At 65.0% G+C, this 26,522-nt stretch carries 26 protein-coding genes; 11 read left to right on the forward strand and 15 right to left on the reverse strand.

What is annotated here, in order from left to right:
• The first annotated feature begins 3 nt into the window (after positions 1-3).
• Positions 4-1,629 carry a DNA-3-methyladenine glycosylase 2 family protein gene (locus ACQPXH_RS06905; RefSeq protein WP_433601474.1) on the forward strand — a complete coding sequence of 542 codons (1,626 nt, stop codon included), beginning with the start codon at positions 4-6 and terminating at the stop codon, positions 1,627-1,629.
• Positions 1,626-2,144: a methylated-DNA--[protein]-cysteine S-methyltransferase gene (locus tag ACQPXH_RS06910; protein WP_433601475.1), complete on the forward strand. Its 519-nt coding sequence runs from the start codon at positions 1,626-1,628 to the stop codon at positions 2,142-2,144. The genes ACQPXH_RS06905 and ACQPXH_RS06910 overlap by 4 nt, the downstream gene beginning before the upstream one ends.
• 9 nt (positions 2,145-2,153) lie before the next feature.
• On the opposite strand, the gene ACQPXH_RS06915 is transcribed toward ACQPXH_RS06910, so the two are convergent.
• From ACQPXH_RS06915 to ACQPXH_RS06925, 3 genes are all read right to left on the reverse strand, one after another.
• On the reverse strand, positions 2,154-2,351 hold the full coding sequence (locus ACQPXH_RS06915) for a YbdD/YjiX family protein (RefSeq protein WP_433601476.1): 198 nt from the start codon (positions 2,349-2,351) through the stop codon (positions 2,154-2,156).
• Between the two features lie 62 nt (positions 2,352-2,413).
• A complete protein-coding gene (locus ACQPXH_RS06920; protein WP_433601477.1) occupies positions 2,414-4,726 on the reverse strand; it encodes a carbon starvation CstA family protein in 2,313 nt (770 codons plus the stop codon).
• A 4-nt stretch (positions 4,727-4,730) separates the two neighbouring features.
• On the reverse strand, positions 4,731-4,943 hold the full coding sequence (locus ACQPXH_RS06925; protein ID WP_433601478.1) for a hypothetical protein: 213 nt from the start codon (positions 4,941-4,943) through the stop codon (positions 4,731-4,733).
• On the opposite strand from ACQPXH_RS06925, the gene ACQPXH_RS06930 reads away from it, so the two are divergent.
• The 3 genes from ACQPXH_RS06930 to ACQPXH_RS06940 are packed head-to-tail and all read left to right on the forward strand — an operon-like array spanning position 4,930 to position 8,047.
• Positions 4,930-6,222, forward strand: coding sequence for an ABC transporter substrate-binding protein (locus ACQPXH_RS06930; protein ID WP_433601479.1), 1,293 nt, complete (start codon positions 4,930-4,932; stop codon positions 6,220-6,222). The genes ACQPXH_RS06925 and ACQPXH_RS06930 overlap by 14 nt on opposite strands.
• A complete protein-coding gene (locus ACQPXH_RS06935; protein ID WP_433601480.1) occupies positions 6,219-7,145 on the forward strand; it encodes a carbohydrate ABC transporter permease in 927 nt (308 codons plus the stop codon). Before ACQPXH_RS06930 ends, ACQPXH_RS06935 begins: the two co-directional genes overlap by 4 nt.
• 29 nt (positions 7,146-7,174) lie before the next feature.
• Entirely contained in the window at positions 7,175-8,047 is an 873-nt protein-coding gene (locus ACQPXH_RS06940) for a carbohydrate ABC transporter permease (protein ID WP_433603339.1), read from the forward strand.
• Positions 8,048-8,075: 28 nt separating this feature from the next.
• On the opposite strand, the gene ACQPXH_RS06945 is transcribed toward ACQPXH_RS06940, so the two are convergent.
• Both ACQPXH_RS06945 and ACQPXH_RS06950 read right to left on the reverse strand, forming a co-directional pair.
• On the reverse strand, positions 8,076-8,504 hold the full coding sequence (locus ACQPXH_RS06945) for a VOC family protein (protein WP_433601481.1): 429 nt from the start codon (positions 8,502-8,504) through the stop codon (positions 8,076-8,078).
• 10 nt (positions 8,505-8,514) lie between these two features.
• The gene (locus ACQPXH_RS06950; protein ID WP_433601482.1) at positions 8,515-9,351 is read right to left on the reverse strand and encodes a helix-turn-helix domain-containing protein; all 837 of its coding nucleotides are present in this window, start codon (positions 9,349-9,351) and stop codon (positions 8,515-8,517) included.
• Between the two features lie 177 nt (positions 9,352-9,528).
• On the opposite strand from ACQPXH_RS06950, the gene ACQPXH_RS06955 reads away from it, so the two are divergent.
• On the forward strand, positions 9,529-10,452 hold the full coding sequence (locus ACQPXH_RS06955; protein ID WP_433603340.1) for a quinone oxidoreductase family protein: 924 nt from the start codon (positions 9,529-9,531) through the stop codon (positions 10,450-10,452).
• A 166-nt stretch (positions 10,453-10,618) separates the two neighbouring features.
• Entirely contained in the window at positions 10,619-11,713 is a 1,095-nt protein-coding gene (gene ychF, locus ACQPXH_RS06960) for a redox-regulated ATPase YchF (RefSeq protein ID WP_433601483.1), read from the forward strand.
• A gap of 1,109 nt (positions 11,714-12,822) precedes the next feature.
• On the opposite strand, the gene ACQPXH_RS06965 is transcribed toward ychF, so the two are convergent.
• From ACQPXH_RS06965 to ACQPXH_RS06985, 5 genes are all read right to left on the reverse strand, one after another.
• The gene (locus tag ACQPXH_RS06965) at positions 12,823-14,844 is read right to left on the reverse strand and encodes a protein kinase domain-containing protein (protein WP_433601484.1); all 2,022 of its coding nucleotides are present in this window, start codon (positions 14,842-14,844) and stop codon (positions 12,823-12,825) included.
• A gap of 245 nt (positions 14,845-15,089) precedes the next feature.
• Positions 15,090-15,572, reverse strand: a complete 483-nt coding sequence (locus ACQPXH_RS06970) for a hypothetical protein (protein ID WP_433601485.1) — start codon at positions 15,570-15,572, stop codon at positions 15,090-15,092.
• A gap of 281 nt (positions 15,573-15,853) precedes the next feature.
• A complete protein-coding gene (locus tag ACQPXH_RS06975) occupies positions 15,854-16,417 on the reverse strand; it encodes a hypothetical protein (RefSeq protein ID WP_433601486.1) in 564 nt (187 codons plus the stop codon).
• A 304-nt stretch (positions 16,418-16,721) separates the two neighbouring features.
• Positions 16,722-17,330, reverse strand: a complete 609-nt coding sequence (locus ACQPXH_RS06980; protein WP_433601487.1) for a hypothetical protein — start codon at positions 17,328-17,330, stop codon at positions 16,722-16,724.
• 46 nt (positions 17,331-17,376) lie between these two features.
• A complete protein-coding gene (locus ACQPXH_RS06985) occupies positions 17,377-17,856 on the reverse strand; it encodes a MarR family winged helix-turn-helix transcriptional regulator (RefSeq protein WP_433601488.1) in 480 nt (159 codons plus the stop codon).
• A gap of 74 nt (positions 17,857-17,930) precedes the next feature.
• On the opposite strand from ACQPXH_RS06985, the gene ACQPXH_RS06990 reads away from it, so the two are divergent.
• Positions 17,931-19,388, forward strand: a complete 1,458-nt coding sequence (locus tag ACQPXH_RS06990; RefSeq protein ID WP_433601489.1) for an MFS transporter — start codon at positions 17,931-17,933, stop codon at positions 19,386-19,388.
• A gap of 83 nt (positions 19,389-19,471) precedes the next feature.
• Here the strand turns inward: ACQPXH_RS06990 and ACQPXH_RS06995 are convergent, their stop codons facing one another.
• A complete protein-coding gene (locus ACQPXH_RS06995) occupies positions 19,472-20,200 on the reverse strand; it encodes a helix-turn-helix domain-containing protein (RefSeq protein WP_433601490.1) in 729 nt (242 codons plus the stop codon).
• Positions 20,201-20,450: 250 nt separating this feature from the next.
• Between ACQPXH_RS06995 and ACQPXH_RS07000 the strand changes: the two genes are divergently transcribed.
• Entirely contained in the window at positions 20,451-20,591 is a 141-nt protein-coding gene (locus tag ACQPXH_RS07000) for a hypothetical protein (RefSeq protein ID WP_433601491.1), read from the forward strand.
• Positions 20,592-20,600: 9 nt separating this feature from the next.
• On the opposite strand, the gene ACQPXH_RS07005 is transcribed toward ACQPXH_RS07000, so the two are convergent.
• Genes ACQPXH_RS07005 through ACQPXH_RS07020 form a run of 4 tightly spaced genes read right to left on the reverse strand, consistent with a single transcriptional unit; the run spans position 20,601 to position 24,175 of the window.
• A complete protein-coding gene (locus ACQPXH_RS07005; RefSeq protein WP_433603341.1) occupies positions 20,601-21,554 on the reverse strand; it encodes a glycine betaine ABC transporter substrate-binding protein in 954 nt (317 codons plus the stop codon).
• Positions 21,555-21,562: 8 nt separating this feature from the next.
• Positions 21,563-22,342: an ABC transporter permease gene (locus ACQPXH_RS07010; protein WP_433601492.1), complete on the reverse strand. Its 780-nt coding sequence runs from the start codon at positions 22,340-22,342 to the stop codon at positions 21,563-21,565.
• Positions 22,339-23,502, reverse strand: coding sequence for an ABC transporter ATP-binding protein (locus tag ACQPXH_RS07015; RefSeq protein WP_433603342.1), 1,164 nt, complete (start codon positions 23,500-23,502; stop codon positions 22,339-22,341). Before ACQPXH_RS07015 ends, ACQPXH_RS07010 begins: the two co-directional genes overlap by 4 nt.
• A gap of 22 nt (positions 23,503-23,524) precedes the next feature.
• A complete protein-coding gene (locus tag ACQPXH_RS07020) occupies positions 23,525-24,175 on the reverse strand; it encodes an ABC transporter permease (protein ID WP_433603343.1) in 651 nt (216 codons plus the stop codon).
• Positions 24,176-24,383: 208 nt separating this feature from the next.
• Here ACQPXH_RS07020 and ACQPXH_RS07025 point away from each other — a divergent pair, with 208 nt between their 5' ends.
• Both ACQPXH_RS07025 and ACQPXH_RS07030 read left to right on the forward strand, forming a co-directional pair.
• Positions 24,384-24,989, forward strand: a complete 606-nt coding sequence (locus tag ACQPXH_RS07025; protein ID WP_433601493.1) for a CHAP domain-containing protein — start codon at positions 24,384-24,386, stop codon at positions 24,987-24,989.
• A gap of 236 nt (positions 24,990-25,225) precedes the next feature.
• A complete protein-coding gene (locus tag ACQPXH_RS07030; RefSeq protein WP_433601494.1) occupies positions 25,226-26,353 on the forward strand; it encodes a hypothetical protein in 1,128 nt (375 codons plus the stop codon).
• The last annotated feature ends 169 nt before the right edge of the window (positions 26,354-26,522 follow it).

Below are 26,522 nucleotides of genomic sequence, written 5' to 3' on the forward strand. Positions count from 1 at the left end.
ATTGTGGATTGGGTGACGATCACGGCTTTGGATTTCGAACGCTGCTATCGGGCGGTATCGACCCGGGACTCCCGATTCGACGGCCAGTTCTTCACCGTGGTGCGAACGACCGGAATCTATTGCCGCCCTTCTTGCCCAGCGATAACGCCGAAGCCGACGAATGTGACCTTCCTGCCGACGGCCGCCGCCGCACAGCAGGCCGGATACCGGGCCTGCCGCCGCTGCCTGCCCGATGCCGCACCCGGATCACCGCTGTGGAATACCCGCGCCGATCTGGCCGCACGGGCGATGCGACTCATCGGCGACGGCGTGATCGAGCGCGGCGGCGTGCCGGCACTGGCCGCCACGCTTGGCTATTCGCAGCGCCAGGTGACCCGAGTGCTCACCACCGAACTGGGCGCCGGTCCGCTGGCGCTGGCCAGGGCGCATCGCGCGCACACCGCGCGGCTGCTGATCCAGACCACCAATATGCCGATGTCCGATATCGCCTTCGCGGCCGGATTCGCCAGCATTCGGCAGTTCAACGACACCGTCCGCGAGGTATTCGCGGTCAGTCCGACCATCATGCGCACCGAGGCGCAGCGGGTGACCCGCTCCGGCCACCTGGTGCCCGCCACCAATGGATCGCTGACGCTGCGGCTGCCTTTCCGCGAGCCGCTGGACCGCGGCTGGCTCGAATGGTTCCTCTCCTCGCACGTCGTGCCGGGCATGGAGCTATGGGAGGACCGCGCCTACACCCGGTCCCTGCGAACCCCGCACGGACATGCGACCACGCGACTGAATTTCCAACGCGATCACGTGCGCGCCGAACTTTCCCTGCACGACATGCGCGACCTCGCACCGACCGTCGCACGGCTGCGGCATCTGCTGGACCTGGACGCGGACCCGGTCGGCATCGATGAGGCGCTCGGCGTGGGGCCCGCCGATACCGAGGTCATCGAGACGTCGGGACGAGACCTCCCGGACGCCGGTGCGGCACCGGCCGACCATCCCTTCGATGTCGGTGCGGCCACTGCCCGCCGTGGCCGAGCCCGCCCGCCGTTCACTCCCGGTATCCGCGTGCCCGGCGCACTCGATGGTCCAGAGTTATTGCTGCGCACCATGATCGGTCAGCAGATTTCGGTATCGGCCGCCGCGACCCACACCGCTCGACTGGTCGAGGCGCTCGGCGAGCCGATCGACGGACCGGTCGCGCGGCTGTTCCCGATACCGGCCGCGATCGCCGAACGTGGTGCCGAGGTATTGACCGGCCCGGCGCGGCGGATCCGCTCGATTATCCGCGCGGCCTCGGCTCTCGCCTCCGGCGATCTGGTGCTGCACCAGGGCCGCACCGCCACCGATCTGCGCCGCGACCTGTTGGCACTGGAAGGGGTCGGACCGTGGACCGCCGACTATGTGACCATGCGACTGCTCGCCGATCCGGATGTGCTGCTCGACACCGATCTCGTTGTCCGCCAAGGCGCCACCCTGCTCGGGGTCGATCTCACCGATACCGCGCGCTGGACCCCGTGGCGTTCGTATCTGTCCATGCACCTATGGAAGGCCGCGCTCGCCGGTCGCAAGGCCACACCGCCGAAAGCAACCGCGACGCGGGCCGTCGCCGCACCGAAAGCGAAAACCCGATCGTGACAACCGATTTCGCGACCTCCGCTACTCCGATCGGCCCGTTCACCGCACTTGTCGATGCGGACGGTGCCGTGCTCGCCTCCGGCTGGACCGACGACGCCGAGAGCTTGCGGCAGTTGATCCACCCGAGTCTGCGGCCCAGCGAGCTACGCGGGCGTGCCGACCTCGGCGAGGTGACCCGCGCGGTCACCGCCTACCATCGCGGCGAGTTGACCGCGATCGACGTGATCGAGGTGCGTCAGCAATCCGGCGAATTCCTCATGCACGCATGGGAAGTGCTGCGCGAGATCCCGGCGGGCGATCCGGTCACCTATACCGAATACGCCGCCATCTCCGGGCGACCGGACGCCACCCGCGCCGCCGCCAATGCCTGCGCCCGCAATGCCGCGGCGCTTTTCGTGCCGTGCCACCGGGTTCTGCGCATCGGGGGAGCGCTCGGCGGGTTCCGTTGGGGGCTGCCGGTCAAGCGCTGGCTATTGGATCACGAGCGTAGCGAAGCTCAGTTGACCATCGAATAGTCGGATCGTTCAGCAACAACGATGCTGCGGATTGTTATCCGCATCCGCGTGCCGACGCCGCCAATACTCGCGCTCCGACGGAATCTCGCAACCAGGGTGATTGCGCTGCAGATGGTCCACATAGCGCTGGTAATCCTGGCCGCCGAGCACCGCATTGAACCAGGAACCGAAGGCGCGAACCTTTGCCGCACCGGCACTTCCGACCACCCGCAGACGCCGAATGACGGCCGATCGTGATGACCGGCCGTCATTCGGCTGCGCTGCTGCGGTCAATGCGCTGGTGTTTCCGCCGTAGCGCCCTTGGTATGGGCGGCGCCAGGTGCCCGGACCCGCCCAGATTCGATCAGGGCATCCCATTCCTTCTGCACCGCTTTCTCTTCCGCGGTGGCGATGAAGCCGCGCGGTGCGAAGATCTTCGACGGTTCGTCCGGCGTCTCGCTGCTCGGTCCGCCGCCCGCCCGCCAGGCACGCAAGCAGACCACCACACCGACCACCGCGACGACCAACACCAGCACCGCGAAGATGATCGACAGCGTGCCCTGGATGAACGTGTTGCGCACGACCTTGTCCATATCGTCGGCGGTCTTGGCCGGTGCCAACAACTTTCCGGCATCGCGGGCGGCACTGTAGTTATCGTGCTGCTTCCAGTAGCCGATCTTCGGATCGGCGGAGAAGATCTTCTGCCAGGACGCCGTCATCGTCACGATCAAATCCCAGATCAGCGGCAGCGCGGGAATCCACGCCCACTTCACCAGACCCTTCTTGATCAGAATGGTCAGCACGACGGTGAGCGCGATCGCGGCCAGCAGCTGGTTGGAGATGCCGAACAGCGGGTAGAGCGTGTAGATGCCGCCGAGCGGATCAGTGACACCCATCAGCAGCACCGAACCCCAAGCCGCGACCACAATGGCCGAGCACAGCCAAGCACCGGGCCGCCACGACGGATCCTTGAACTTCTTCGCCGGACCGCCGAGATTACCGAGCGAATCCGAGAGCATGAAGCGTGCGACGCGGGTACCGGCGTCGATGGTGGTGAGGATGAACAGCGCCTCGAACATGATCGCGAAGTGGTACCAGAACGCCTTCAGCCCGGAGCCGCCGAGGAATCCGGACATCACCTGAGACATCCCGATCGCCAGCGTCGGCGCGCCACCGGTGCGCGAGATGACACTGGTCTCGCCGACATCCTTGGCGGTCTGGGTCAACTCACCCGCGGTGATCGGATCACCGCTCAAACCAAGGGAATTGGTGTAGGCGGCGGCCTTCTCGGCGGTACCGCCGGTGAGACCCGCGCTCGCGTTCATGGCGAAGTACAGGTGCTGGTCGATGATGCTCGCGGTGATCATCGCCATGACCGCGACGAACGACTCCATCAGCATGCCGCCGTAGCCGATCATCCGCGCATGCGACTGCTTCTCCAGCAGTTTGGGCGTGGTGCCGGAGGAAACCAAGGCATGGAATCCGGACAGCGCACCACATGCGATGGTGATGAAAAGGAACGGGAACAGGCTGCCCGCGAAGGACGGACCGTTGCTGTTGTGCGCGAACTGCGACACCGCAGGCGCCTGCAGCACCGGCATGGTGAACACGATGCCGAGCGCCAGCAGGCCGATGGTGCCGATCTTCATGAACGTCGACAGGTAATCGCGCGGTGCGAGCAGCAACCACACCGGCAGTACCGAGGCGATGAAACCGTAGACGATCAGCAGCCAGGCGATGGTGGTGCCGGACAGCGTGAACAGGTCACGGCCCCAACCGGATTCGGAGACCCAACGGCCGGAGATGATCACGAACAGCAGCAGTGCGAAACCGATGACCGATACCTCACCGACCCGGCCCGGTCGCACGAAGCGCAGGTACAGCCCCATGAACAGGGCGATCGGGATGGTCATGCCGATGGAGAACACACCCCACGGGCTGCCGCCGTGCAATGCGCCGTCCGGACCCTTGACCGCCGCCAGCGCCTGCACGACCACGATGCCGAGCACCGCGAGCAAGATCATCATGATCACCAGCACGGCAATGATCGCGGCGACACCGCCGATCGGTCCGAGTTCGTCGCGAGCCATCTGCCCGAGGCTGCGCCCACGGCGCTTCGACGAGGCCCACAGCACCAGGTAATCCTGCACCGCGCCGGCGAGGACGACGCCGACGATGATCCAGATGGTGCCCGGCAGATAACCCATCTGCGCCGCCAGCACCGGTCCGACCAGTGGACCGGCGCCCGCGATGGCGGCGAAGTGGTGCCCGAAGAGCACCCGCCGGTCCATCGGCATGTAGTCCTTGCCGTTCTCCAATTCCTCAGCGGGCGTGGCCACATCGTCGCGCGGCTTGGTGATCCGGTATTCGATCAGCCTGGCGTAGAACTGATAAGCGGTCACGTAGGTACAGATCGCCGCGACCACGATCCACACCGCGTTCACGTTCTCACCGCGGGAGATGGCGAGGACGGCCCAGGCTATCGCTCCGACGACCGCGATCGCCCCGAAGATCGCCTTCTTCCGTGGCGTGATCGGGGAGTGATCGACCACCCCGACGGGCGGCAGATCGGGATCCGTCCGCAAATATTCGATTGTCGCCATCCGCTTACTCTCCTGAAAAACGCGCAGGATCCTGCTCAAACATCTGACAACGTATCCGATTGATGATGTCGATCGGGCTCGTTTCCGATCGGCTTAGGACAACGTTAAGTTTTGTACGTGTGTCGGCCATCACGTCGGTGTTGCCGAACGTATGCTGCCATGCGATTCCGCCAAGCTCCACACCCGCCTGGAGGAGGGCCTCGTTGCGCAGGCGCACGCTGCTCGTCTCGGTGCTGGCCGCGCCGCTGCTCGCCACCACCGGCTGCGGATCCGATGACGACGCGCTGACCTTCTTCTTTCAGGCCAGGCCGGAGGAGGCGCGGGTCCGGCTGAAGATCATCGACGAGTTCCAGCGCCGGTATCCGGAGATCCGGATCCGCACCATCATGTCCGGGCCGGATCCGCTGCAGCAGATGCTGACCTACTGTGCGGGCGGCAAATGTCCCGACGTCATGATGGCGTGGGAGTTGCTTTATGCCGGACTCGCCGAACGGGGGGTGCTGCTGGATCTGCGCACGCTGCTCGATCGGGAGCCCGAATACGTTGCCGCACTGCGTGCCGACAGTTATCCGGCGCTCTACGACACCTTCACCTATGGCGGTGGGCAGTACGCGCTGCCGGAACAGTGGTCGGGGGTGTTTCTCTACTACAATCGGGAGTTGTTCGCCGAAGCCGGTGTGACCGCGCCGCCCCGGTGGCGGGATGCCTGGTCCTTCGCCGAATTCCTCGATGCCGCAAGGGCGCTCACGCGGCACGAGTCATCCGAGCGGAACCGGCAGTGGGGGTTTGCCGACGCGTGGGTGCCGTATTTCTCGGCCGCGTGTTTCGGTATGAACAATGGGGCGCAGTGGTTCTCGCCGTCGGTGGATCCGACCAGGACCGATCTGGGTGATCCACGGTTCGCCGAGGGATTCCAGTTCTATGCCGATCTCGCTGTTCGCCACCGGGTCGCCCCGAAAGTCGCCGACCAGCAGTCGGTTTCGGCGCCGGATCTGTTCCGTCGTGGACGCGCGGCGATGGCGATGGGTGGGCATTGGCTGTATTCCGAGTTCGCCGGACAGGATGGTTTGCCCATTGATGTGACGGTGTTGCCGGTCGGGCCGCATGGTGGCCCGGGCGCGATTACGGATGTGGGGAGCACGGGGCTGTCGATCGCCGCGGACAGTCCGCGCATCGAACAAGCTTGGGAATTCGTCAAATTCGCGACCGGGCCGGTGGGACAGGCCATTATCGCCGCCTCCGGACTCTTCGTGCCGGTGCTGAAATCCGCGATGGGCTCTGCTGGATTCGGGGAGGCGCATCGCGAGATACGCAACCTCCAGGTGTTCACGGAGGGGCCGGAGAATTCGCGGCCGCTGCCGGTTACTCCGGTGTGGGGCAAGGTTTCCGCGCTGCTCGAGCGCGGTGGCAACCGAGTGCTGCGCGGTGCCGCAACCGCTGAATCGGTGAGCGCGTCCCTGACAGCCGATATCAATACCCTTCTGGAATCCTCATGAAACTGATCGGTAGCCGGATGTGTGCGCCTCACGAGCGAGGGCGGCTCGAGCGGCGGCGTGCGCGGGCGGGCTGGGTTTTCGTGGCACCGAATCTGGCGGCGGTGCTGGTGTTCTTGCTGCTTCCGCTCGGAGTTTCGTTGTATCTGAGTCTGCACTCGTGGGACTTGTTCAGTGCGCCACGGTTCGTGGGGATATCGAACTATCGGCGGCTGTTCGTGTCGGATCCGTTATTCCTCATCGCATTACGCAATACTGCGGTGTTCACCCTGTTGACGCTGGTGCCGACGGTGGTGATCGGGCTCGCGGTCGCGGCGGTGCTCAATCGAAAGTTGGCCGGTATCGGCATCTTTCGAACCATCGCATTTCTCCCGCTGGTCGCCTCGACCGTGGCCATGGCGGTGGTGTGGCGCTTTATCTTCACCACCGATGACGGGCTGCTCAACATTATGCTCGGCTGGATCGGCGTCGATCCGGTGCCGTGGCTGACCGACCCGGACTGGGCGCTGGTCTCGCTGAGCATCGTGACCGTATGGAAGAGTGTGCCCTTCGCGACTGTCATCCTGCTGGCAGCGATGCAGGGCGTGCCCGAGACACTGTACGAGGCGGCGCGCATCGATGGCGCGGGAGCGTTGCGGCGATTCTGGTCGGTGACACTGCCGTTGATTCGCGGGCCACTGTCGTTCGTCTTCGTCATCACCATCATCAACTCGGTACAGGCCTTCGATCAGGCCTATGCCTTGACCGGCGGCAACGGCGGGCCCGAGACCGGGACCTATCTGCTCGGAATCATGTTGTTCCAGAACGCCTTCGGGTTCTACGAGGTCGGCTATGCGGCGGCGCTGGCCTGGGTGATCTTCGCGATCCTGCTGGTGCTGACGCTATTGCAGCTGCGATTCGCGCGCCGGGCGGAGGTGCAGTTGTGAATGCGTACGAGGCGGTTCGGTCGCTTCCGATGCGGATCGGTGTGCGGGCGTGCAGTACCGGCCGGGTGGAGCGGGCCATTCTGCGCCGGACGGTACGTGGCGTCCTTATCTACGTGGCGCTGGTCGGGGTCGCTTGGTGTGCGCTGTTTCCGATCTTGTGGGCATTGTCGGGTTCGTTGAAGCGCGATGGCGAGATCACCGAGCCGACACTGGTTCCCGCGCGTCCGCAGTGGTCCAACTACGGGAAGGTCTTCGACGTATTGCCGCTGGGGCGGATGCTGCTCAATACCGCGTTCTATGCGTTATGTGTCACGGCGGGGCAGGTCTTCTTCTGCTCGCTGGCCGGATATGCGTTCGCGCGCTTGCGATTTCGCGGACGCGATGTACTTTTTCTGGCCTACCTCGGCACGCTGATGGTGCCGTTGACGGTTACCGTGATTCCGCAATTCCTGATCATGCGCGCCTTCGGCTGGGTGGACACGCCGTGGGCGATGATCGTTCCCGGCCTGTTCGGCAGCGCATTCGGCACCTATCTGATGCGCCAGTTCTTCCGAACCTTGCCCGCCGAACTCGAGGAGGCGGCGATCGTCGACGGGTGCACGACCTGGCAGGTGTTCTGGCGAGTCCTGTTGCCGCACACTCGTCCTGGGCTCATGGTGCTGGGGGTGCTGACCTGGATCACGGTCTGGAACGACTTCCTGTGGCCGCTGATCATGATCCAGCGCAACGACATCGCCACCGCCACATTGGGTTTGGTGCGGCTACAAGGCCAGTACCACACGCAATGGCCGATTCTCATGGCCGCGGCGGTGGTCATCCTGCTGCCGCTGGTGGTCGTCTACGCGATCGCGCAGCGGGCGTTCGTGCGCGGTATCGCGGCATCGGGTCTGGGCGGGCGTTGACGGCCGCGCTGAATGGCGGCCGTCGTTGTCACTCGCCCCAATAGGTACCGAAGCTCCAGAGGTTGCCCTCCGGATCCCGGACGGTGAAGCCGCGCGAACCGTAGTCCTCATCGCGCAGGCCGCGCACCACCTCCGCGCCCGCCGCGACCGCGCGGTCGTGCAGGGCGTCGGGTTGCTCGCAGACGAGGTAGATCGAATCGGTGCCCGGCCCGCGCGCACAGAACGGGTTGTCGCCCTTGCCGATCGAACTGAACATAATTCCGCCGCCGAGCGGCCAGCGCAACTGACCGTGCTCGATGAACGACGGATCGTCCTCCCGCGCGTAGAGCGCAACCTCCTCGAAGCCGAATGCGTTGGTCAGGAAGGCCACTGCCGCGCGAGCGTCGGTGAAATTGAGGCACGGCCATACGGCGGTGCGAGTTGCTGTGGTCTGTGGTGAATCCGTTGGTGTTGTCATGGATCCAGCCTCACCCGCCGGACCCCGCCGGGTCTTGGACAGATGGAATCTCCTCCGCGAGCCATGCGGTGGGGCTGCAACCGGCGAGTTCCGCGAAGTCCCGGTTGAAGTGAGCCTGGTCGTAATATCCGCAGGTCGCGGCCACCTGCGCGATCGTCACATAGGACGGCGTGTGTCCGATCATTCGCCTGGCGCGTTCGAAACGGGCGATCCGAGCGGCGAGCTTGGGGCCGAGTCCGAATTCGGCGCCGAAGCGTCGGGCCAGATGTTGACGGCTCCAACCGATCTCCTCGGCGAGCGGGCCGATCCGCGCCGCACCGTCCGATTCGACCAAAGTGCGCCAGGCCCAAGTCAATTCGGGCGCCACCAGGCGATCGTGACAGACCAGCCTCGTCAATACCCGATCGCAGGCGGCGAACCGCTCCGGCCACGACGACAGCTCCTGCGATTCCTCCCACAGCTGCCGGCCGACCGGCCCCGCCACCTCGGCGCATTCCACCGAGGTGTTCCACAGCGCACTCGCGGGCATCCCGAACAGGGCACGGCTCCCGAGCGGCGTCAACTCGATCCCGATCCCCTCCTGATAACCGTTGTGCGAGATAACCGCCGAACTGGCCTGCAACCCACTCAGCACACACCGGTAATCCTCCGGCGACTGCCGCGAATCCGTCTGCGCCACAACGTCGATACTCGGCCCGATCGACACGATGAACGTCATATGGCGCGACGGCAGCCCCCGATGCAAACCGGGTGCGAACCCGCTCAGTCGATACCCGAGGTACCCATCGATGAACGCCGCGAGCGCAGGTGCCGGACGTGCCGTCACCACTTCGGTGGTCGGCTGCATACCCGGAACGCTACGCCGCCGATCGGCTATCGCAAGGCGAGTCGGCGGCGACATAGATGTCGGCGGCTTTCACCCGTTCGGCCGCTGTGGTGAGATATCGCACTCGGCGCGGTAAATAGGTTGGGGTTGTCGCGGCGTCGGGCTACCTTTAGCCCTCCTTAGGAGTTCGGAGGTGTGATGCGGCGGGTGCAATACCAGCGCAGCGGTGGTCCGGAGGTACTCGAGGTGGTGTCGGCCGAGGTGCCGACGCCGGGCCCCGGGGAACTGCTGGTCCGGGTCGAAGCGGTTGGTGTGACACTGCCGGTGGTTCGCAAGGTGCGTGAGCCGCGGGAGCCGATCGCGCTGGGTGGCGAGGTAGCGGGCGAGGTGGTCGCGGTCGGTGAGGGCGTGACCAGCTGTGTGCCCGGCTACCGTGTCACCGGTCTGGTCTTCGGCCACGGTTATGCCGACTACGCGCTGCTCTCCGCCGCGATGGCCTCGCCGATTCCCGACGGCGCTTCAGCCGTCGATGCGGTCGCGCTGGTCCGCAGCGGTTTGGTCGCACTCGGTGCGCTGGATGCCGCGAATCCCAAGTCGGACGAGTCTGCCCTGATCACGGCCGCCGCCAGCGGTGTCGGCCACCTTGCCCTGCAATTGGCGCGGGTACGCGGTGCTTCGCGCGTGGTAGCGGCCGTCTCCGACCTCGCCAAGGCCGACTTCCTCCGCGGGCTCGGCGCTGACGAAGTCGTCGCCTACGACCAGGAATCCTGGGGCGAGCCCGTCGACTACGTCCTCGACGCCGTCGGCGGCGAGCTCCTCACCCCTGCCATCGCGGCACTGGCCCCCGGCGGCCGACTTGTCGCATACAGCTCGGGCGGCGGCACCATCCAGGCATACGACCTGCTCGTCGGTGCGAAATCAGTCGTCGGCTTCCAAATGGCCCGCATCGCCCGCAACTCCCCGGACCTGTACGAACACTGGCGCCAAGAACTCTGGCAATACTTCGCATCCGGCCTACTCCGCCCCGTCGTCCACGCGGAATTCCCGCTGGAAGACGCCGCCGAGGCGCACGCCGTCATCGAGAACCGCTCGAATCTCGGCAAGGTCATCCTGATTCCCTGACGCAATCGGCATGGTGCGTAACGAATGAGAAGGCCGCTCGCTCGGCCGCTGCCGAAGGGTTGCGTCCTGCCGCGTAGACTCTGTTCCTCGTGAGCGAGTGTGCGAGCGAACCATCCAACACAGCGTCTGAGACGTACGCGGCTGCCGAGCGTAGCGAGGTAGCCGCGTGAGTCTCACCCTCGGAATCGTCGGCCTGCCCAACGTCGGAAAGTCGACGCTGTTCAATGCGCTGACCAAGAACGACGTGCTGGCCGCGAACTATCCGTTCGCGACCATCGAGCCGAACGTCGGGGTGGTTCCACTGCCCGACCCGCGACTGGACAAGCTGGCCGAGGTCTTCGGCTCCCAGCGCATCCTGCCCGCCACCGTGTCGTTCGTCGACATCGCGGGCATCGTGAAGGGCGCATCCGAGGGCGCCGGACTCGGCAACAAGTTCCTCGCCAATATCCGCGAGGCCGATGCCATCTGTCAGGTGGTGCGGGTCTTCGCCGACGATGATGTGGTGCACGTCGACGGGCGCGTCGACCCGCTCGCCGATATCGAGGTGATCGAAACCGAGCTGATCATCGCCGATATGCAGACGCTGGAGAAGGCGATCCCGCGGCTGGAGAAGGAAGCCAAGGTCAAAAAGGACCGCAAGCCGCTGCTCGACGCGGCCAAGGCCGCCCAGGAAGTTCTCGACAGCGGTAAAACCCTCTTCTCCGCCCGCGCCCAACTGGACGGCGAACTGCTGAAAGAACTTTCGCTGCTCACCACCAAGCCGTTCCTCTACGTCTTCAATGCCGACGAGTCGGTGCTCACCGACAAGGCGAGGGTTACCGAGCTGAAAGCCGCTGTCGCACCGGCGGATTCGGTCTTCCTCGACGCCAAAGTCGAAGCCGAACTCCTCGAACTCGACGACGAATCCGCCCTCGAACTCCTCGAATCCATCGGCCAGACCGAGCCCGGCCTGCACGCCCTGGCCCGCACCGGCTTCCACACCCTAGGCCTGCAGACCTACCTCACCGCGGGGCCGAAAGAGGCGCGCGCCTGGACAATCCACCAGGGCGACACCGCCCCCAAGGCCGCCGGTGTAATCCACACCGACTTCGAACGCGGTTTCATCAAGGCAGAAGTAGTCGCCTACGACGACCTCATCGCCGCCGGCTCCATGGCCGCCGCCAAGGCCGCGGGCAAGGTCCGCATGGAAGGCAAGGACTACGTCATGAGCGATGGCGACGTAGTCGAGTTCCGCAGCGGATTAGCGTCTGGGAAGAAGTAGGGCAGCGCGCGCTGCTGTAGAGGTTGTGTTGAGCCCTGCCTCGGGCTGGGCTCAGCTGGCTCGTCAGCGAGTGGTGCTCCCCGAGCTCGTCGCATGGCATGCGGAAGAGTGCCTGATCGTTCGCTGCTGACGCGTGGGCGCCTCTGCAGTGCTGTGACAGCCTGATTGGTCAAGTTTCGAAGCGATGCGGCTTCCTCCAGTCAAGGAGTTCATCAATTCACGCTCCGACGCAACCGCACCGCCTCCATTCGTTGACGCCAAACACACCAATGCTGCCACCAAGACTGCCGATGCAGCCATCTCTGCCGCTGCCCCGGGGGAGGTAAGGGAGCGGAATTCTCCTCGCCCTTCCACCATACATCGTGGCCATATAGGATATCTTTCGCCCAATATTGTTCCGTCTCATGGTAAATGAGATTGTCGCCCAAAAATTCTAGCCCGATAAATCTCTCGTTTATCCTGGCAATAGCCTCGTCTTCGCTGAGGTCATAAATGTTCGTCATCTCAGTCGCTACCGACTGGAAATAACTTGCCGATCGCGCGTCTACGCGGAATGCAAATCTGCCCACCACGGCATCTCCTCCCAAGGTCATTCTTTCTTCAATCCTTGCCACAGTAGCGCCAGGGCCCTGTCTGTATGCCAACTCGTCTGCTGACCGCTCCCGATCGGAGTCTCGCCACGTTTGAATTCCCGAAGATTACTGAGGCGGGGCCAGTTCAGCTGAGCATTTGGGCTCGAGAGTAGGATCGTGCTGGTCGGGGATGGGTTTGGTCGGTGTGAAATATCGACGATCGGGCGGTTTGAATAGAGGAGTACTCGCGATCCGTCATCGGATTGGAGGATTGATCATGCTTCGTATTTCGCTATTGGTCGCAACTGGTGCTGCAGGGATTGGCGCGGTGCTTTTTCCGATGAGTGCGCAGGCTGGTCCGGATGATCCTGGGACGCCCTGTGGGGACCAGATGGTTATGAATACGCATCAGGAGTGCGTGCAGATCGGCAGCTTTTGTACGTTGTCGGATGGGATGATCATCGGGAATATCGGGCCCGATGGGCGGTGTGTTATTCCCGGTACGAATATTTGAGGTCGTTGTGAAAGTTGTCGAGGCTAGCGGCCTCTGGGGTATTTGGTTACCACGGTGCCGTCGGTGTCGGCGGCCAGATAGGCGCCACCGTAATCGTCGGTCAGGTAGACCATGACTGTCGGCTTGTCGTTGTTGAAGGTCCAGGCCGGGTCGACGATTACGTAGCGGAGGGTGGGGGTGGGGATGCCGAGGCTTTCGTCGGCGGTGCGGAACAGGTCGGGGAGGATGTCCCAGTTGATCGAGCTCAGCTTGACGGTGGCTTTGTCCGAGAGTGGGCCGCCTGCGCCCTTTCGGGTGGCTGTTCCGTCGCGGTAGACGAAGTTGTCGTAGAGGCTGGGGTTGTTCTTGACCGGGGCGCCGACGTCGGCATAGGTCGGATAGAACGTTGCTTCATTGAATACATCGCTGCCGGAGACCTTTTCGAGTGCGGCGATGGCCTGGCGGATGCTGGTCGGGGTCAGGAGGTCGACAGGTTTGCCGCTCCCGGGGGCTCCGGACGGGATCGCGGAACGACTTGTCGTGGGGAATTCGTTAGTCGCGGGTGGATTGCCAGGAGTGGCCTGGTTGCCGGTCGAATCGGGGCGCAAGGCGACAATCGCTAACGTGGCGACGATGGCGGCGATGACCGCGGCGGTCGCGAGACCGATGAAGATCCCACGTGAGCGTGGTTTGTGTGCAGGGGGATTCGTGGAGCCGTATGGGTGCGGCGAGGGCGTCGTGCCGGGTGCCCTGCCGCTGGATCCGTGGAACTCGCCGACTGAGCCAGGCGTATTGAAGGCGACGTGTGCATTGCCCGCGCCTGGTGTGTCGAATCCGCTGGGAGTGCCGATTCCGCCGAGTCCATAGGCCGCGCCTGGTGTGCTGAAGCCGGGTCCACGGGCCGCGCCGGAAGTACTGAATCCGCCCAGCGCATCGGCCGCACTCGTGGTACCGAACCCACTCGGCCCGCTGAACGGGCCTGGATCGCTGCCTGCGCCTTGCCCGCTGAACGGGCCTGGATCGCTGCCTGCGCCTTGCCCGCTGAACGGGCCTGGATCGCTGCCTGCGCCTTGCCCGCTGAACGCGCCTGGATCGCTGCCTGCGCCTTGCCCGCTGAACGCGCCTGGATCGCTGCCTGCGCCTTGCCCGCCGAAGCCCCCTGGACCACTGCCTGCACCCGACCCATCGAAGGCCCCCGGACCACCCGCACCCGACCCATCGAAAACCCCTGCCGCACTGCCGAACCCACCCGCCGCAACCGCCTGCGCAAGCATCAGATCCACCTGCTCAGCCGTCGGCCGATGACCCGGATCAGGCACCAACAGCGCCGTCAAAACCGCCGTCAACACTCCGGCCCGCTGCGGCGGTGGCACTTCGCCTCTGATCACGGCAGCGAGCGTGGCGACGGTCGACTCACGCCGCATCGGGTGAAATCCCTCTACCGCGAAATAGAGCAGCAAACCGAGTGACCACAGATCAGAGGCGGTATGCCCCTCCTGACCACTGAGTCGTTCCGGCGCAACATAGTCCAGTGAGCCGACCACGCTGCCGGTGGAGGTCAAACCGTTCATTCCGTTGATGGCGGCGATACCGAAATCGGTCAGGACCGGTGAACCGTCTTCGCGCAGCAGCACATTCGCGGGTTTGATATCGCGGTGCAGTACGCCCACCTGATGCGCGGCACGGAGGGCGGCCAGGATGCCACGGCCGAGGTGCGCCACTTGTAAAGGCGGCATCGGTCCGCTCGCCAGGTGATCGGCGAGACTTTGTCCGCGAACCAGTTCCATGACAATCCATGGATGCGCCACTTCGGGTGAATCCACGATGTGGTGGATGGCGACGACATTCGGATGACCGATCCGGGCCAGCGCCCTGGCCTCCCGCAGCACCCGCTCGCGGTGCACGCCGGGCGAGCCTGCGCCATCGGTCTCGGCCCGCACCTCCTTGAGCGCGACCTCGCGATGCAGCGCGAGGTCATACGCGCGCCACACCGTCCCCATACCGCCGCTACCGAGCGGCTCGAGCAACTCGAAACGCCCGTCGACCACTGCACGCTCGGAAATCACGGCGCAAGCCTATGGTATCGGCGCGCCCATGCGACATACGTGTTTCACATACATCAGCCGACGGGGATGAGGCGGTCCAGTCCGGCGAGGATGTTGTCGCGCAGGTTGGGCCAGGCGGGCGCGCACGAGGCGCCGCCTGGGAGGGCGTTCGCCCCTTGGCCGACAACCGATTTCGATACGAGAAGATCCGGGCTCGATACAAGAGCCTGCAGCTGAACTCCTTTGCCGCATCGGCCTGAATCGCGCTACTTCCCGGTGTCGACCAACTGGTCGAAGAAGGCGCGGTAGCTGCGCAGCGCAAGCCGCAGATCCTCGGTATCGCCGTCCTCCTCGCGCGACCACAGCCGTTCCAGCGACTGCTTGCGCTCGGCCAACGTGGCGGACAGCTGCTGAACTGTCGCCATGACCAGATCGTCGGCCTGTGTCACCGCATCGTGCGGGCTGTCCACGAAACTGCCCTGCAACTGCCGCCATGCCGTGCGCAGGCGCTCGACATCGGCCGCACCGAAGAGTGGCTGATCGCCGACTTCCTGCTGCCCTGCGGTCGTGCGCTGGTCTGCGGTCGCACTCTCGTTTACGGTCGCGCCCTCGCCTGTCACGCGTTCGGCGTTGCCGGCGCGCTGGTCTGCGGCTGCGCTCTCGTTTACGGTCGCGCCCTCGCCTGTCACGCGTTCGGCGTTGCCGGTGCTCTGGTCTGTGGCTGTGCGTTCGGCCGCACTCGTGCTCATGCCCGCCGCCATCCGCTCGGCTGCGCTCCTGCTCCCGCCTTCCGCCGTTATCCCGCCTCCCGCCGTGCGCTCGTCCGCCGCCGCCGTGCTCTCGTCTGCACTCTCCCTCCCAGCCGAGCCCGCAGCCGGTGTAGCCCCGCCCCCGCTCGCCTCAGCCTCCGAAATCGGCACCGACCCATACGAAGCAGCCGAATCGCCCTCGGTCCCGGTGCGTGTTCCGGTCGGCGAACCCCCTTCCGGCACTTCGTTTTCCAGACTCCGCTCCCGACCCTGTTCCGTGCTCATCGCTTTGCATCCTTCTTCTCGTTCGGCGCGCCGCCGAGCAGGTCCTCGAACAACTCGCGGTACTGCACCACCGCGAATCGCATGTCCTCGGTGGAGATTCGGGTATCGGAGCGCCGGATCGCGATCTCGTGTGCGGCGCGATAGTGGCCGACTGTCGCCGCATGCTCGACGGACAGATCGGCGAGCTGCTGGTCATATCCTTCGGTGGGGTAGCCGCGCTCGGCCATGATGTCGGCCACCAGCACATCGGCTGCTGTCACCGCATCGGCCGGAGCATCGACGAAGCGCTCCTGCATCCGCGCCCACTCGGTCCGATACCGCTGCTTCTCCTGGTCCGACAGCTCCCGGATCTCGAGTTCGGCATGGCGCCGCTCCCGCTCGGTCAGCTCACGGTCGGTGGCTTTGCGGCTGTCCAGCTCTTCCCTGGTCCGGTCGTATTCGGGCCCGAACTTCTCGCGCAGCCGCTTTCTCCGCAACATCGGCCAAGCCGCGACCAGCAACCCGGCCACGACCAGAACCACCACCACGACGACCACTATTGCGATCACTGCAGAAGACACGCGATCCTCCTAGCTCGAGACGGTCGTGTCATCCACGTAATGCCTCGCCGACGGCCATCCAAACCTCAGGAACGCACGTCAACCGGCTCGGGCGCGGGCGTCGTTTCGCGCGTCGCGTCGCCGCGACTATTCAGCCAGGCGCCGACGAACATCGGTGCGCCCCGAGGGCCTGCCGTCAGCGAGATCATCCCCGCGCAGCTGAGGCCGAAGGCGTGCACGAGGAACATCGCCGCCCGCTGCGGTCGCCGGTCCGACCTGACTCACCGCGCGGTAGTAGAGGACATATGCGAGGGCGGTGGGCGGGTCAGGGCTCCACGGGTTCGAGCGTGGCACCGGTGAATGTCACGAAATCCGGCCCCTCGGTGAAACTTTCGGAAGTTTCCTCGCCGATGTAGAGGTCCAGATGCCGTGGGCCGCCGAGTCCCGGCGTGAATTCGTCGCCGATCGTCCACGTTGCGGCGCTGAACTTGCCACATACATTGTCGGGCCTTGCGTTCCCGCAACCGGTGAGCCGCAATCGAGTTCCCGGCTCGATGCTATCGGCGGCCGCACTCTCGAACGGATGCAGCGCCTCACCTCGGGTGTCCCGTGGTTCGGTGTCGACCCAGAATCCGACATCGTAGGACCAGTTCAGATATTGCCCCGCGTGCCCGCCGCTGGTGATCCGGCCGGTGCCCTCATCACGCACCACGTCGATGAAATCCTCTGGTAGCGAGCCTATTTCGACATTGGCGTCGGTGCATTCGAGATCGCTGCAGCCGCGTACGGTTTCCAGCGGCCCGGAGTGATAGGACTCGACCGCGGTGTAGTACACCGTCACCGTCCAGCCGTTCCATTCGTCGGCCTCGGTATCGAGGCCGCAGCCGACGGCCACGAACAGTGACGCCGCGACCACCCCGAACCCGAACCTCACGGCAGCGATATTGCCCGACGCACCGGGTCCCGTGCCACTCGGTGGCCTACCGGGCGCGCGGACGCGGCCACGGATTCTCTTCGAGATGCTCTATCGACATATTGAACCGGGAGATGAGCCCGTTCAACTGCGCGATATCGGCGGACGTCCAGTCGGCGACGACCGCGCCGATGCCCTCCTGACTTTGCTCGCGATCGGCGGTCACCAGTTCCTGGCCCTTGGCGCTGGCCCGGATCTTGCGGGCGATGCCGCCGTCCGGATCGGGGACGCGCTCGACCAAGCCCTGCTTCAACATCGCGGCGACCTGCCGGTTGATGGTGGAGATATCGAGCTGGAAGGCCTCCGACAGCTCGCGCAGGCTGAGTGAGAAGTCCATCTCCAGTCTGGTCAGGATCAGATACGCCGACCGGTCGAGCTGGAAGCCGGGCCTGCGCAACAACGAGGTCGGGAAGTGCCGGGAGAGCAGGGTCAACTCGAAGACGAGGCGGGTGAGTTCATCGTCGTTCTCGGGACCTGATTCGGGCATGGCCACACTATGTCGGCTGAATCACGCCGATTGCAAATTGTGCATAGTACATAGGACATGTATCGTACATGTTCATGACTGTTGCAGCCGACGCGTCCTCGACCGTCACAGAGAACGACGCCCGGCGCCGTCCCACATCCGGCCTACTCATCGCACCCCTCGGCATGATCGGTATCGTCGTGTCGCTGATGCAGACGCTGGTCATTCCGATCATTCCCACGCTGCCGACGCTGCTGGACACCTCGGCGTCCAATGCGTCCTGGGTGATCACGGCGGCCCTGCTGGCCGGTGCAGTCGCGACGCCGATCAGTGGCCGACTCGGCGACTTGTTCGGCAAGCGCCGGGTGCTGTTCGCCAATCTGGTGTCGATGGTCGCCGGTTCGGTGGTGTGCGCGCTCTCCTCCACGCTGGCGCCCGAAATCATCGGGCGCTCGCTGCAGGGTGCGGCGATCGGTGCGATCCCGCTCGGCATCAGCATCATGCGTGACGAATTGCCCGCCGAGAAGGTGGGTTCCGCAATGGCGATCATGAGTGCCACGCTCGGTGTCGGCGGTGCGCTCGGCCTGCCGCTGGCGGCGGCGATCGCGCAGAATACGGACTGGCACATGCTGTTCTGGACCGCGGCCGGGCTCGGTGTCGTCTGTGCCGCACTGGTTTTCGTCTTCGTACCGGAGTCGCCGGTGCGCACATCCGCGCGTTTCGATTTCGGTGGTGCGGTCGGACTGTCGATTGCGTTGCTGGCCCTGCTGATTCCGATCACCAAGGGTGCGGACTGGGGTTGGGGCAGTGCGAGCACGCTCGGCCTGTTCGCGCTCTCCCTGGTGACCTTCCTCATCTGGGGCTACTTCGAACTGAAGCAGCGCTCGCCGCTGGTCGACCTGCGGGTCTCGGCGCGACCGCGCGTACTGTTCACCAATCTCGCTTCCATCGCGGTCGGGTTCGCGCTCTACGGCATGTCGCTGACCTTCCCGCAGCTGATGATGGCGCCGGCGCAGACCGGATACGGCTTGGGCCTGTCCATGATCAATGCCGGATTGGCGCTGGCCCCAACGGGATTCGTGATGATCCTGCTGTCGCCGGTGTCGGCTCGGCTGTCGGCGGCGCGCGGCCCGAAGGTCACGCTGGCGCTCGGTTCGGCGGTGATCGCGGTCGGTTATCTGTGTGCCGTGGTGCTGATGAACAACGTCTGGGAGCTGATGATCGCGGCGACGATCGTCGCGGGCGGTGTCGGTCTGGCCTTTGCCGCGATGCCCGCGCTGATCATGGGCGCGGTGCCGCTCACGGAGACTGCCGCGGCCAACGGCCTCAATTCGCTGATGCGCTCGATCGGTACGTCGACCTCAGCGGCGGTGATGAGCGTGGTGCTCGCCCACATGACGTTGCAGCTCGGCTCGCATGTAGTGCCCTCGCGCGACGGCTTCCACACCGCCTTCCTTATTGCCACGGCCGCCGCCCTGGTCGCCATCGTGCTCACGCTGTTCATTCCGATGCGCAAGGCAGCCGATGCCGCCGATAAGACCGGGCACGCCTGATCATCGGGTCATCAGCCCGAACGGCCACGGGGCCGATCCTCACCGGCGAGGATCGGCCCCGTTGTCGTTCGATGGCCTGCGGTTCAGTCGATCGGCACCAGGGTGTACATCCACCATGGCCGCCGCGGGAATTCGGACATGAAGACGTTCAATGTCATCCGCCGCAGTTCGCGGCGTGCCGGATCGCGCACCTGGATCCACTGCCTGGCGAGATCGGCCGGTGCGATATCGGTGAGCCACAGTTGCTCCCACTCGGGCGCCGTCCGGCAGGCGGAGATGATCTTGTCCAGCCGCTCCTGCGGCACCAGGCCCGGCGCCATCATCCGCAGCGCGTAGACCATCAGATGCGCTTCCTTGTGCCACTCGTGCACGGCCTGTCTGGCCGCCGGATTCAGCATCGTCCACTCGAGGATATTGTCGCCGGGCTCGAGCCCGGGAAATAGCCGCAGGTAAGCGGAGTTCGCGGCGACCAGATCGAAGGTGGGCACGATCTGGAACCAGGCGGGCTGGGCAAGGCTGCGCAAGGTGCGCAGATCGGTGGGCAGCGGCACGCTCGGCGCCGGCCCGAAGGTCTCCGGAAACTGGCTCGCCTGCGTGAGACTCACGATGTGGTCGCGGAAGAACACCGGTACGCCCAGCGCATCGAACAACCGGCCCAGCGTCGCCGGGGTCGGCGCGACCACGCCCTGTTCGAAATCCTTGATCACCGTCTGCGGGAATCCGGTGGCCACGGCCATCGCGGCCTGGGTGAGTCCGGCCGCCGCACGGCGCTCGCGCAGATATCGGGCGATCGAAGGGCGGGTATCCGCCATGGTGGTATGCCTCCTGATTCCCTCGGGATCAAGAGTTGATCCCCCCGTTCACATGGTCAGGTCCAGCAGCCTAACCTCGCCTCAAAAGCCATGCCACGACCTTCGATAACGCTTTCGATAACGCTGAGGTGCCAATTCCAGATACCAGCGCCGCTGCCAGTTGATCAGCCGGTAGGGCTCGATTTCGTTGTTCGCGTCGGGATCCAGGCCGATGCGCACGGTGGCGCCATCGCGAATGGCGCCATCGCGAATGGCGCTGGGAGCGTCGTCAGTATCGCGGCCGGGACCGCTGCGCCAGTGGGGTGCCTACGCCGCGATCGTCGACGGCGCGGCGGACGACACGGCGGTCGCCGAGTTGCTGCGCTACCTGGGTGGCGATCCGCAAGCCTGATCGGACCGGTCAGCGAGCAGTGACGAACCCTTCCGCCACCATCCAATCCCGCGCGACCTCAGCGGGTTCGCGCCCATCCATGTCGACCTGGCGATTCAATTCGGTGATCGCCTCATTGGTCAGCTTCTTCGATATCGGCGCCATGATGTCGGCGACCTGCGGATGCGCGTCGGCGAAGGACTTCCGCATCACCAGCGCCGCATTGTATTTCGGGAAGAAGCCCAGATCATCCTTCAGCAGGACCAGCCCGAGCGCCGGTATCCGGCCGTCGGTGGCGGCGACCGAGCCGAACCTGCACTGCGCGGCATCGGCGGTGGCCTGATAGACCACCGCATCCTGCACGATCTGCTTGTGCACCTTCCCGACATCGATCCCGTACTTACGCGCCATTCCCGGATAACCGTCTTGGCGCACATTGAATTCGGTGCCGACGCACGTCGCGGCGGCGGCCGAATCGGTGGCGATCAGCCGGGCATAGTCCGACAGTGTGACGACACCCGTCTCCTTCGCGGTGCCGGCGCTCATCACCAGCGCGTAGGTGTTGTTCATCGGGGCCATATCCGTCCACACAATGCCGTGCGCGGCCAGATCCGCGTCGCGAACCGCCTCGAACTGTCCGACCTCATCCGGAACCGGTGTCTCGTTGCCGAGATAGTTGATCCACCCGGTGCCGGTGTATTCGTAGGAGATATCGATCTGTCCGTGCAGCTGGGCATCGCGAACACTGTTGGAGCCCTGAATATTCGTCAGATCCCGGACCTGCGCACCCGCTGCGGACAGGGCGAATTCGATGAGATATCCCAGGATGTTCTGCTCGGTGAAGTCCTTGGAACCCACCGTAATCGCTACACCGTCGAGCTGGGGCACGGGACGAATACTGCCGGGGCCGACCCGCAGCGGCACCGCGCTCCCGGACTGTAATCCGCAGGCGCTCAATACGAATACGGCCGCAAGGCCCAGCATCCACGCCCTCACTTCAACCCCCTCGGCCCCAGGTACTGTTCGGCCAACGCACCGAGCCAGTCGACGAGCAGCGCCAGCGCGACCGCGAGGACGGCTCCGACCACCAGCGTGACGTTATCGCGCAACTTGTACCCGGTATCGATCAGGATGCCGAGACCACCCGCGCTCACCAGGAACGACAGTGTCGCCGTGCCGACGGCCAGCACCAGCGAGGTGCGCAGCCCGGCAAGGACATACGGGATGGCGAGCGGAAATTCGATGCGGCGCAATACCGTCAGCGCCGACATGCCCTGGCCGCGTCCGGCATCGACGACCGCGGGATCCACCTGCTGGTAGCCCAGGATCGTATTGCGCAACACCGGAAGCAACGAATAGAAGGCGATCGGCGCTACGCCGATCCAGAACCCGGTCGTGCGGGTGGCGAGGTAGAACAGCACGATCAGGCCGATCGCGGGTGCGGCGGCGCCGATATTGGCGATACCGACGAAAATCGGTGCCAGACGGCGATATCCGGGGCGCGTGAGCAGTGTGCCCAGCGGTACCGCCACCGCGACGACGATCACCACGACCGTCGCGGTGATCAGCACATGCTGCCAGGTGACGGTCGCGATATTGGAAACGCTGATACTGGCCTGCTGGGTGACGGTGAGATCGCGCCGGAATGCCCACACCAGCACACCCGCGGTGAGGACCAGCACGAGCGCCGGTTGGACCAGCAGCCGAATGCGTTCGGCCCGACGCAGTGTGGTCGGCGATGCCGTGGCCGGTGCGGTGGTCGCCGTGGTCATGTCGTCGCATCCGTCTGCGCGCCCGCGTGCGTGGCGCGCATGGCCGACAGATGGCCGACGAGCGTATCGATCGTGATCAATCCGGCGTATTCACCGCGCCGACCGGTGACGACCGCGGTGGCGGTCTGCTCGGCGAGCAAGGCCTCCAACGCATCCTGCAGTGTCGATTGCAGTGATAGCTGCTCACCGACCGAAGAACCGATATCGCGCAACGAATTCGCCTGTGCCAGTTGCTCACTCGATACCCAACGCAATGGCCGCTGCTGCGCGTCGAGAATCAGCGCCCATGGCCGATCCAGTCCGGCCAGCGCCGCGCGGAGGCTGTCGACCGAATCGGACTCCGGGGCCGTCGGGCAGCTGTCGAGTTCGACATCGCGGACCCGAGTGAGGGTGAGCTGCTTGAGCGAGGCATCAGCGCCGACGAAACCGGCCACGGTCTCATCCGCGGGATCGGCCAGGATCGCGGCCGGGGTGTCGTACTGCAGAATTCGGGATTGATTGCCCAGCACCGCGATTCGATCGCCCAGCTTCACCGCCTCGTTGAAATCGTGGGTGACGAACACGATGGTCTTACCCAATTCGGATTGCAGCCGCAGCAACTCGTCCTGCAGCAGGCCGCGGGTGATCGGATCGACCGCGCCGAACGGCTCGTCCATCAGCAGCACCGGCGGATCGGCGGCCAATGCGCGAGCCACTCCGACGCGCTGCTGCTGGCCGCCCGAGAGCTGCCTGGGATAGCGATGACGGTAGGTATCGGGATCGAGGCCGACCAGCTCTAGCATTTCGTCGGTCCGTGCGGCGACCTTCTTGCGGTCCCAGCCGATCAGACCCGGCACTGTCGCAACGTTTTTCGCGACCGTCAGATGCGGGAACAACCCGGCCTGCTGGATGGAATAGCCGATGCCCCTGCGCAATTGGTCCGGATTCACGCCGGTGACATCGCGTCCGCCGATCGTGATGGTGCCCGAGGTCGGCTCGATGAGGCGGTTGATCATCCGCATGGTGGTGGTCTTACCGCAGCCGGACGGCCCGACCAGGACGACGATTTCGCCCGCCGGGATGGTCAGCGAAACTCGGTCGACGGCCGGATCATGTTGGCCCGGATAGTGTTTGGTGACCTCGTCGAGCAGGATCTCGACGCCGGATACCGCCGATGCCATACTGTCGCCGCGGATTTCGGTTTCAGTCACGTAGTCCCCTCGAGGTGGTGAGTCGCCCGACGATGACGAAGATCCCATCGAGGATCAGCGCGAGTACGACGATCAGGATCGTCCCGACCAGCGCCTGCGGCACCGCATTCGGACTACCGAGCCGCGCCAGGCCGGAGAAGATCAGATTGCCGAGTCCGGGTCCCTTGGCATAGGCGGCAATGGCCAGAATGCCCATGATCATCTGGGTGCTGACCCGCATCCCGGTCAGGATCGACGGCCAGGCCAGCGGCAATTCGATGCGCGCGAGTACCCGGAGCCGGTTCATGCCGACCCCGCGCGCGGCGTCCACGATCGCCGGATCGACCGAGTCCAACCCGATGATGGTGTTGCGCAGAATCGGCAGCAGGGCATAGAGCACCAGCGCCGTAATGGTCGGTCCGACACCGAGTCCGAGGAACGGAATCAGCAGCCCGAGCAGCGCGAACGACGGAACGGTGAGTATGGCGCTCGCCAGCGCCGTCGCGACCGAGGATCCGAACGGGCTGCGGTAGACCAGGATGCCGATCAGCACGGCCACGATCGTCGCGAGCAGCATGGACTGCACTACCGCCGAGACATGCAAATACGAATCGGTGACCAGCTGTGCGCGCCGATGCACCACGAATGTCCACAGTGTGTCCAGGGCCTTACCTCCCCGTCGCCCGGTGTCCTCGGAGACTATCGCGCCTGCCGCTCGACCGGGACGAAATTCGCGCGGGCGGCAATTACCAACGGCCGCCATGCCTTCGAGAGACTGCCCCGCGCCCATCCGGTTGAAACCACATCTGCGGGAACCGCGGGGCGGGCCCGTTCGTCCAAATGATCAGGAGCCGAACGCTGGGAGGGGGAACATGTCGGAGCGAGAGGTGGCCGATCGGCGACGGTATCGGTGGCCGGTGCTGGGCTTGGTGGCGGTTGCACTGGTCGCGGCGGGGGTGGTCGGGGTGCGCTGGTGGCAGCATCGCGCACAACCGGCAATCGCCGGAGACCGTTCGACCACATTTCCAACGATCGACAGGTCCGGGCTGGATCCCACGCAGGGACGGATCGTCGCGGTTCTCGAACGCGAATTCAAGGCGCAGGGCGACGGTCCGAAGTACAGCGAAGGTTCCGACGAACCGTGGTGTGCCGACTTCGTCAGCTGGGTGCTGCGGGAGGCCGGGGCACCGCTGGCCAATCCGAATTCCGGATCGTGGCGGATTCCGGGTGTGTACACACTGCAGGAGTACTACCAGGGCGCGGACCGCTTCGCCCCGGCCGGTTCGGGATATCAGCCGCGCACCGGTGACGTGCTGTTCTATGCCCAGGGGAGCCCCTTCAACCAGCACACGAATTTCGTGCTCATGGCCGCGAACGGGACCGTGACGACCATCGGCGGCAACGAATTCGGCGAGGTCGCGATCCATCGTTTCGCACTGGTGGAGGTGCCGGGGGTGGTGGGATTCGGTCGTTTGTGAATAGTGTGGTAACTGAGCCGGTCTTTCCAGTGGCTATGCATTGTCGGCGGTCCTCCGCTAGCACTTACCATTGACTAGGCGGCGCCCGGCAGCGCCGTCTTTCGGTCCCTGTCCTGCTACCCCCTCATCAGCAGGACAGGGACCTCTGGGTGGGGGATGTCGGCCCGATCTCGTCGAAATCTGCGTCGCGTACCGTGTCGGTTGTCCGTTGAGAGGTGAGGGTTTCGGAAACTCTGATGCTGCCAATCGAGGAAAAGACCGACGATCCCGTGTGGATCGGCTACGCCGAGTTCGGGGAACGTTTCGTCACCCACGCGGTGACGGCCGAACGGATCGAGGCCGCCGTCTCCGCGATGACCGATCACCGCATCGCAATCGGCCCGTTCTCCCTCGGACCGGTCGGTTTGGCCGGATTCATGGCCGAGGGCAAGGTAGGCAAGCCGGTCATTCTGCGCAACGGCCCGCACGTCACCTTCGAGGTGACCGTACCGCTGACGATGTCGGTGAAGGTGCTGCTCGGCGGTCGGAAAATGCGGCTGGAGGCGGTCGCCGAAATCGATCTCACGCTGCATGCGCGCACTGCGGATCCGCTGCTCATCGTCATCGATATCCCGCCGATCACCTCGCGTGATGTCAGCTTCGTGCTGCGCGCCCAGGCCATCGATTCGGCTTGGGAGTGGTTGCTCGATCCGATCGGCGGGGTGGTGCAGCGCGAGGTCGCCAATCGGGTGAATGCGATGCTCGCCGAACCGCGGGCGCGGCGCGGGCGGGTCTTCGACGTCGAGGCCATCATCAACGGCGTCCGTTCCGAGCGCGTCGACCAGGCCGAATTCGACTGGATCGGCTACGACGAATTCGGGCATCAGTTCTTCTCCCGCATCGTGACCCGCGATCGGGTCTTCGAATTCGTCGAGCGGATGGCGGGCCGTCCCATCGAAGTCGGGCCGCTGCGCGTCGGACCGCGTGATTCCGCCACCGTCACGGTGCAGGGCAATGTTCGAACGCCGGAGCTCACGGATCGCTCGGACGAGCCGGTCTCCTTCGATCTGACCCTGCCGGTGAGCCTGGATATCACCGTCGATGTGCTCAAGGCCAACCAGTATCGCGCCGATGTCGAGATCCCACTGGTGCTGACCGTGCGGGCGGCCGATCCGCTGCTGATCGTCGTCGATGTGCCGCCACCCGCGGCCGATGACCTGCGGCTGGAGTTCAAGGCGCGCGGTATGCGGGCGGCGACGCTCGGTGTGTTGGCCGGTATCAAGAAGCAGGTCGTCGCGCAGGTCGCCGGGGTGGTGCGTGACGAACTCAGCGACAGTTCGGGCCGCACCATCGATGTCGCGGAACGACTCGACAGCATCGCTTAGAACCAACCCTTGACCAGTGTGGCAAGTGTGAATTTCTGTTTCCAGTGGGTCTGGCGGTTCCAATGTGAATATGGTGAAATGAGTGCACGTTCGAGGCTCCCGGCGCGCGAGTGAACCTTGGGGAAGGTGCGCCGGGCACGCTACCTGTCCATGTCGGGTTTGCGCGAAG

This window comes from Nocardia sp. CA-135953, from assembly GCF_050955735.1.
Lineage (GTDB): Bacteria > Actinomycetota > Actinomycetes > Mycobacteriales > Mycobacteriaceae > Nocardia.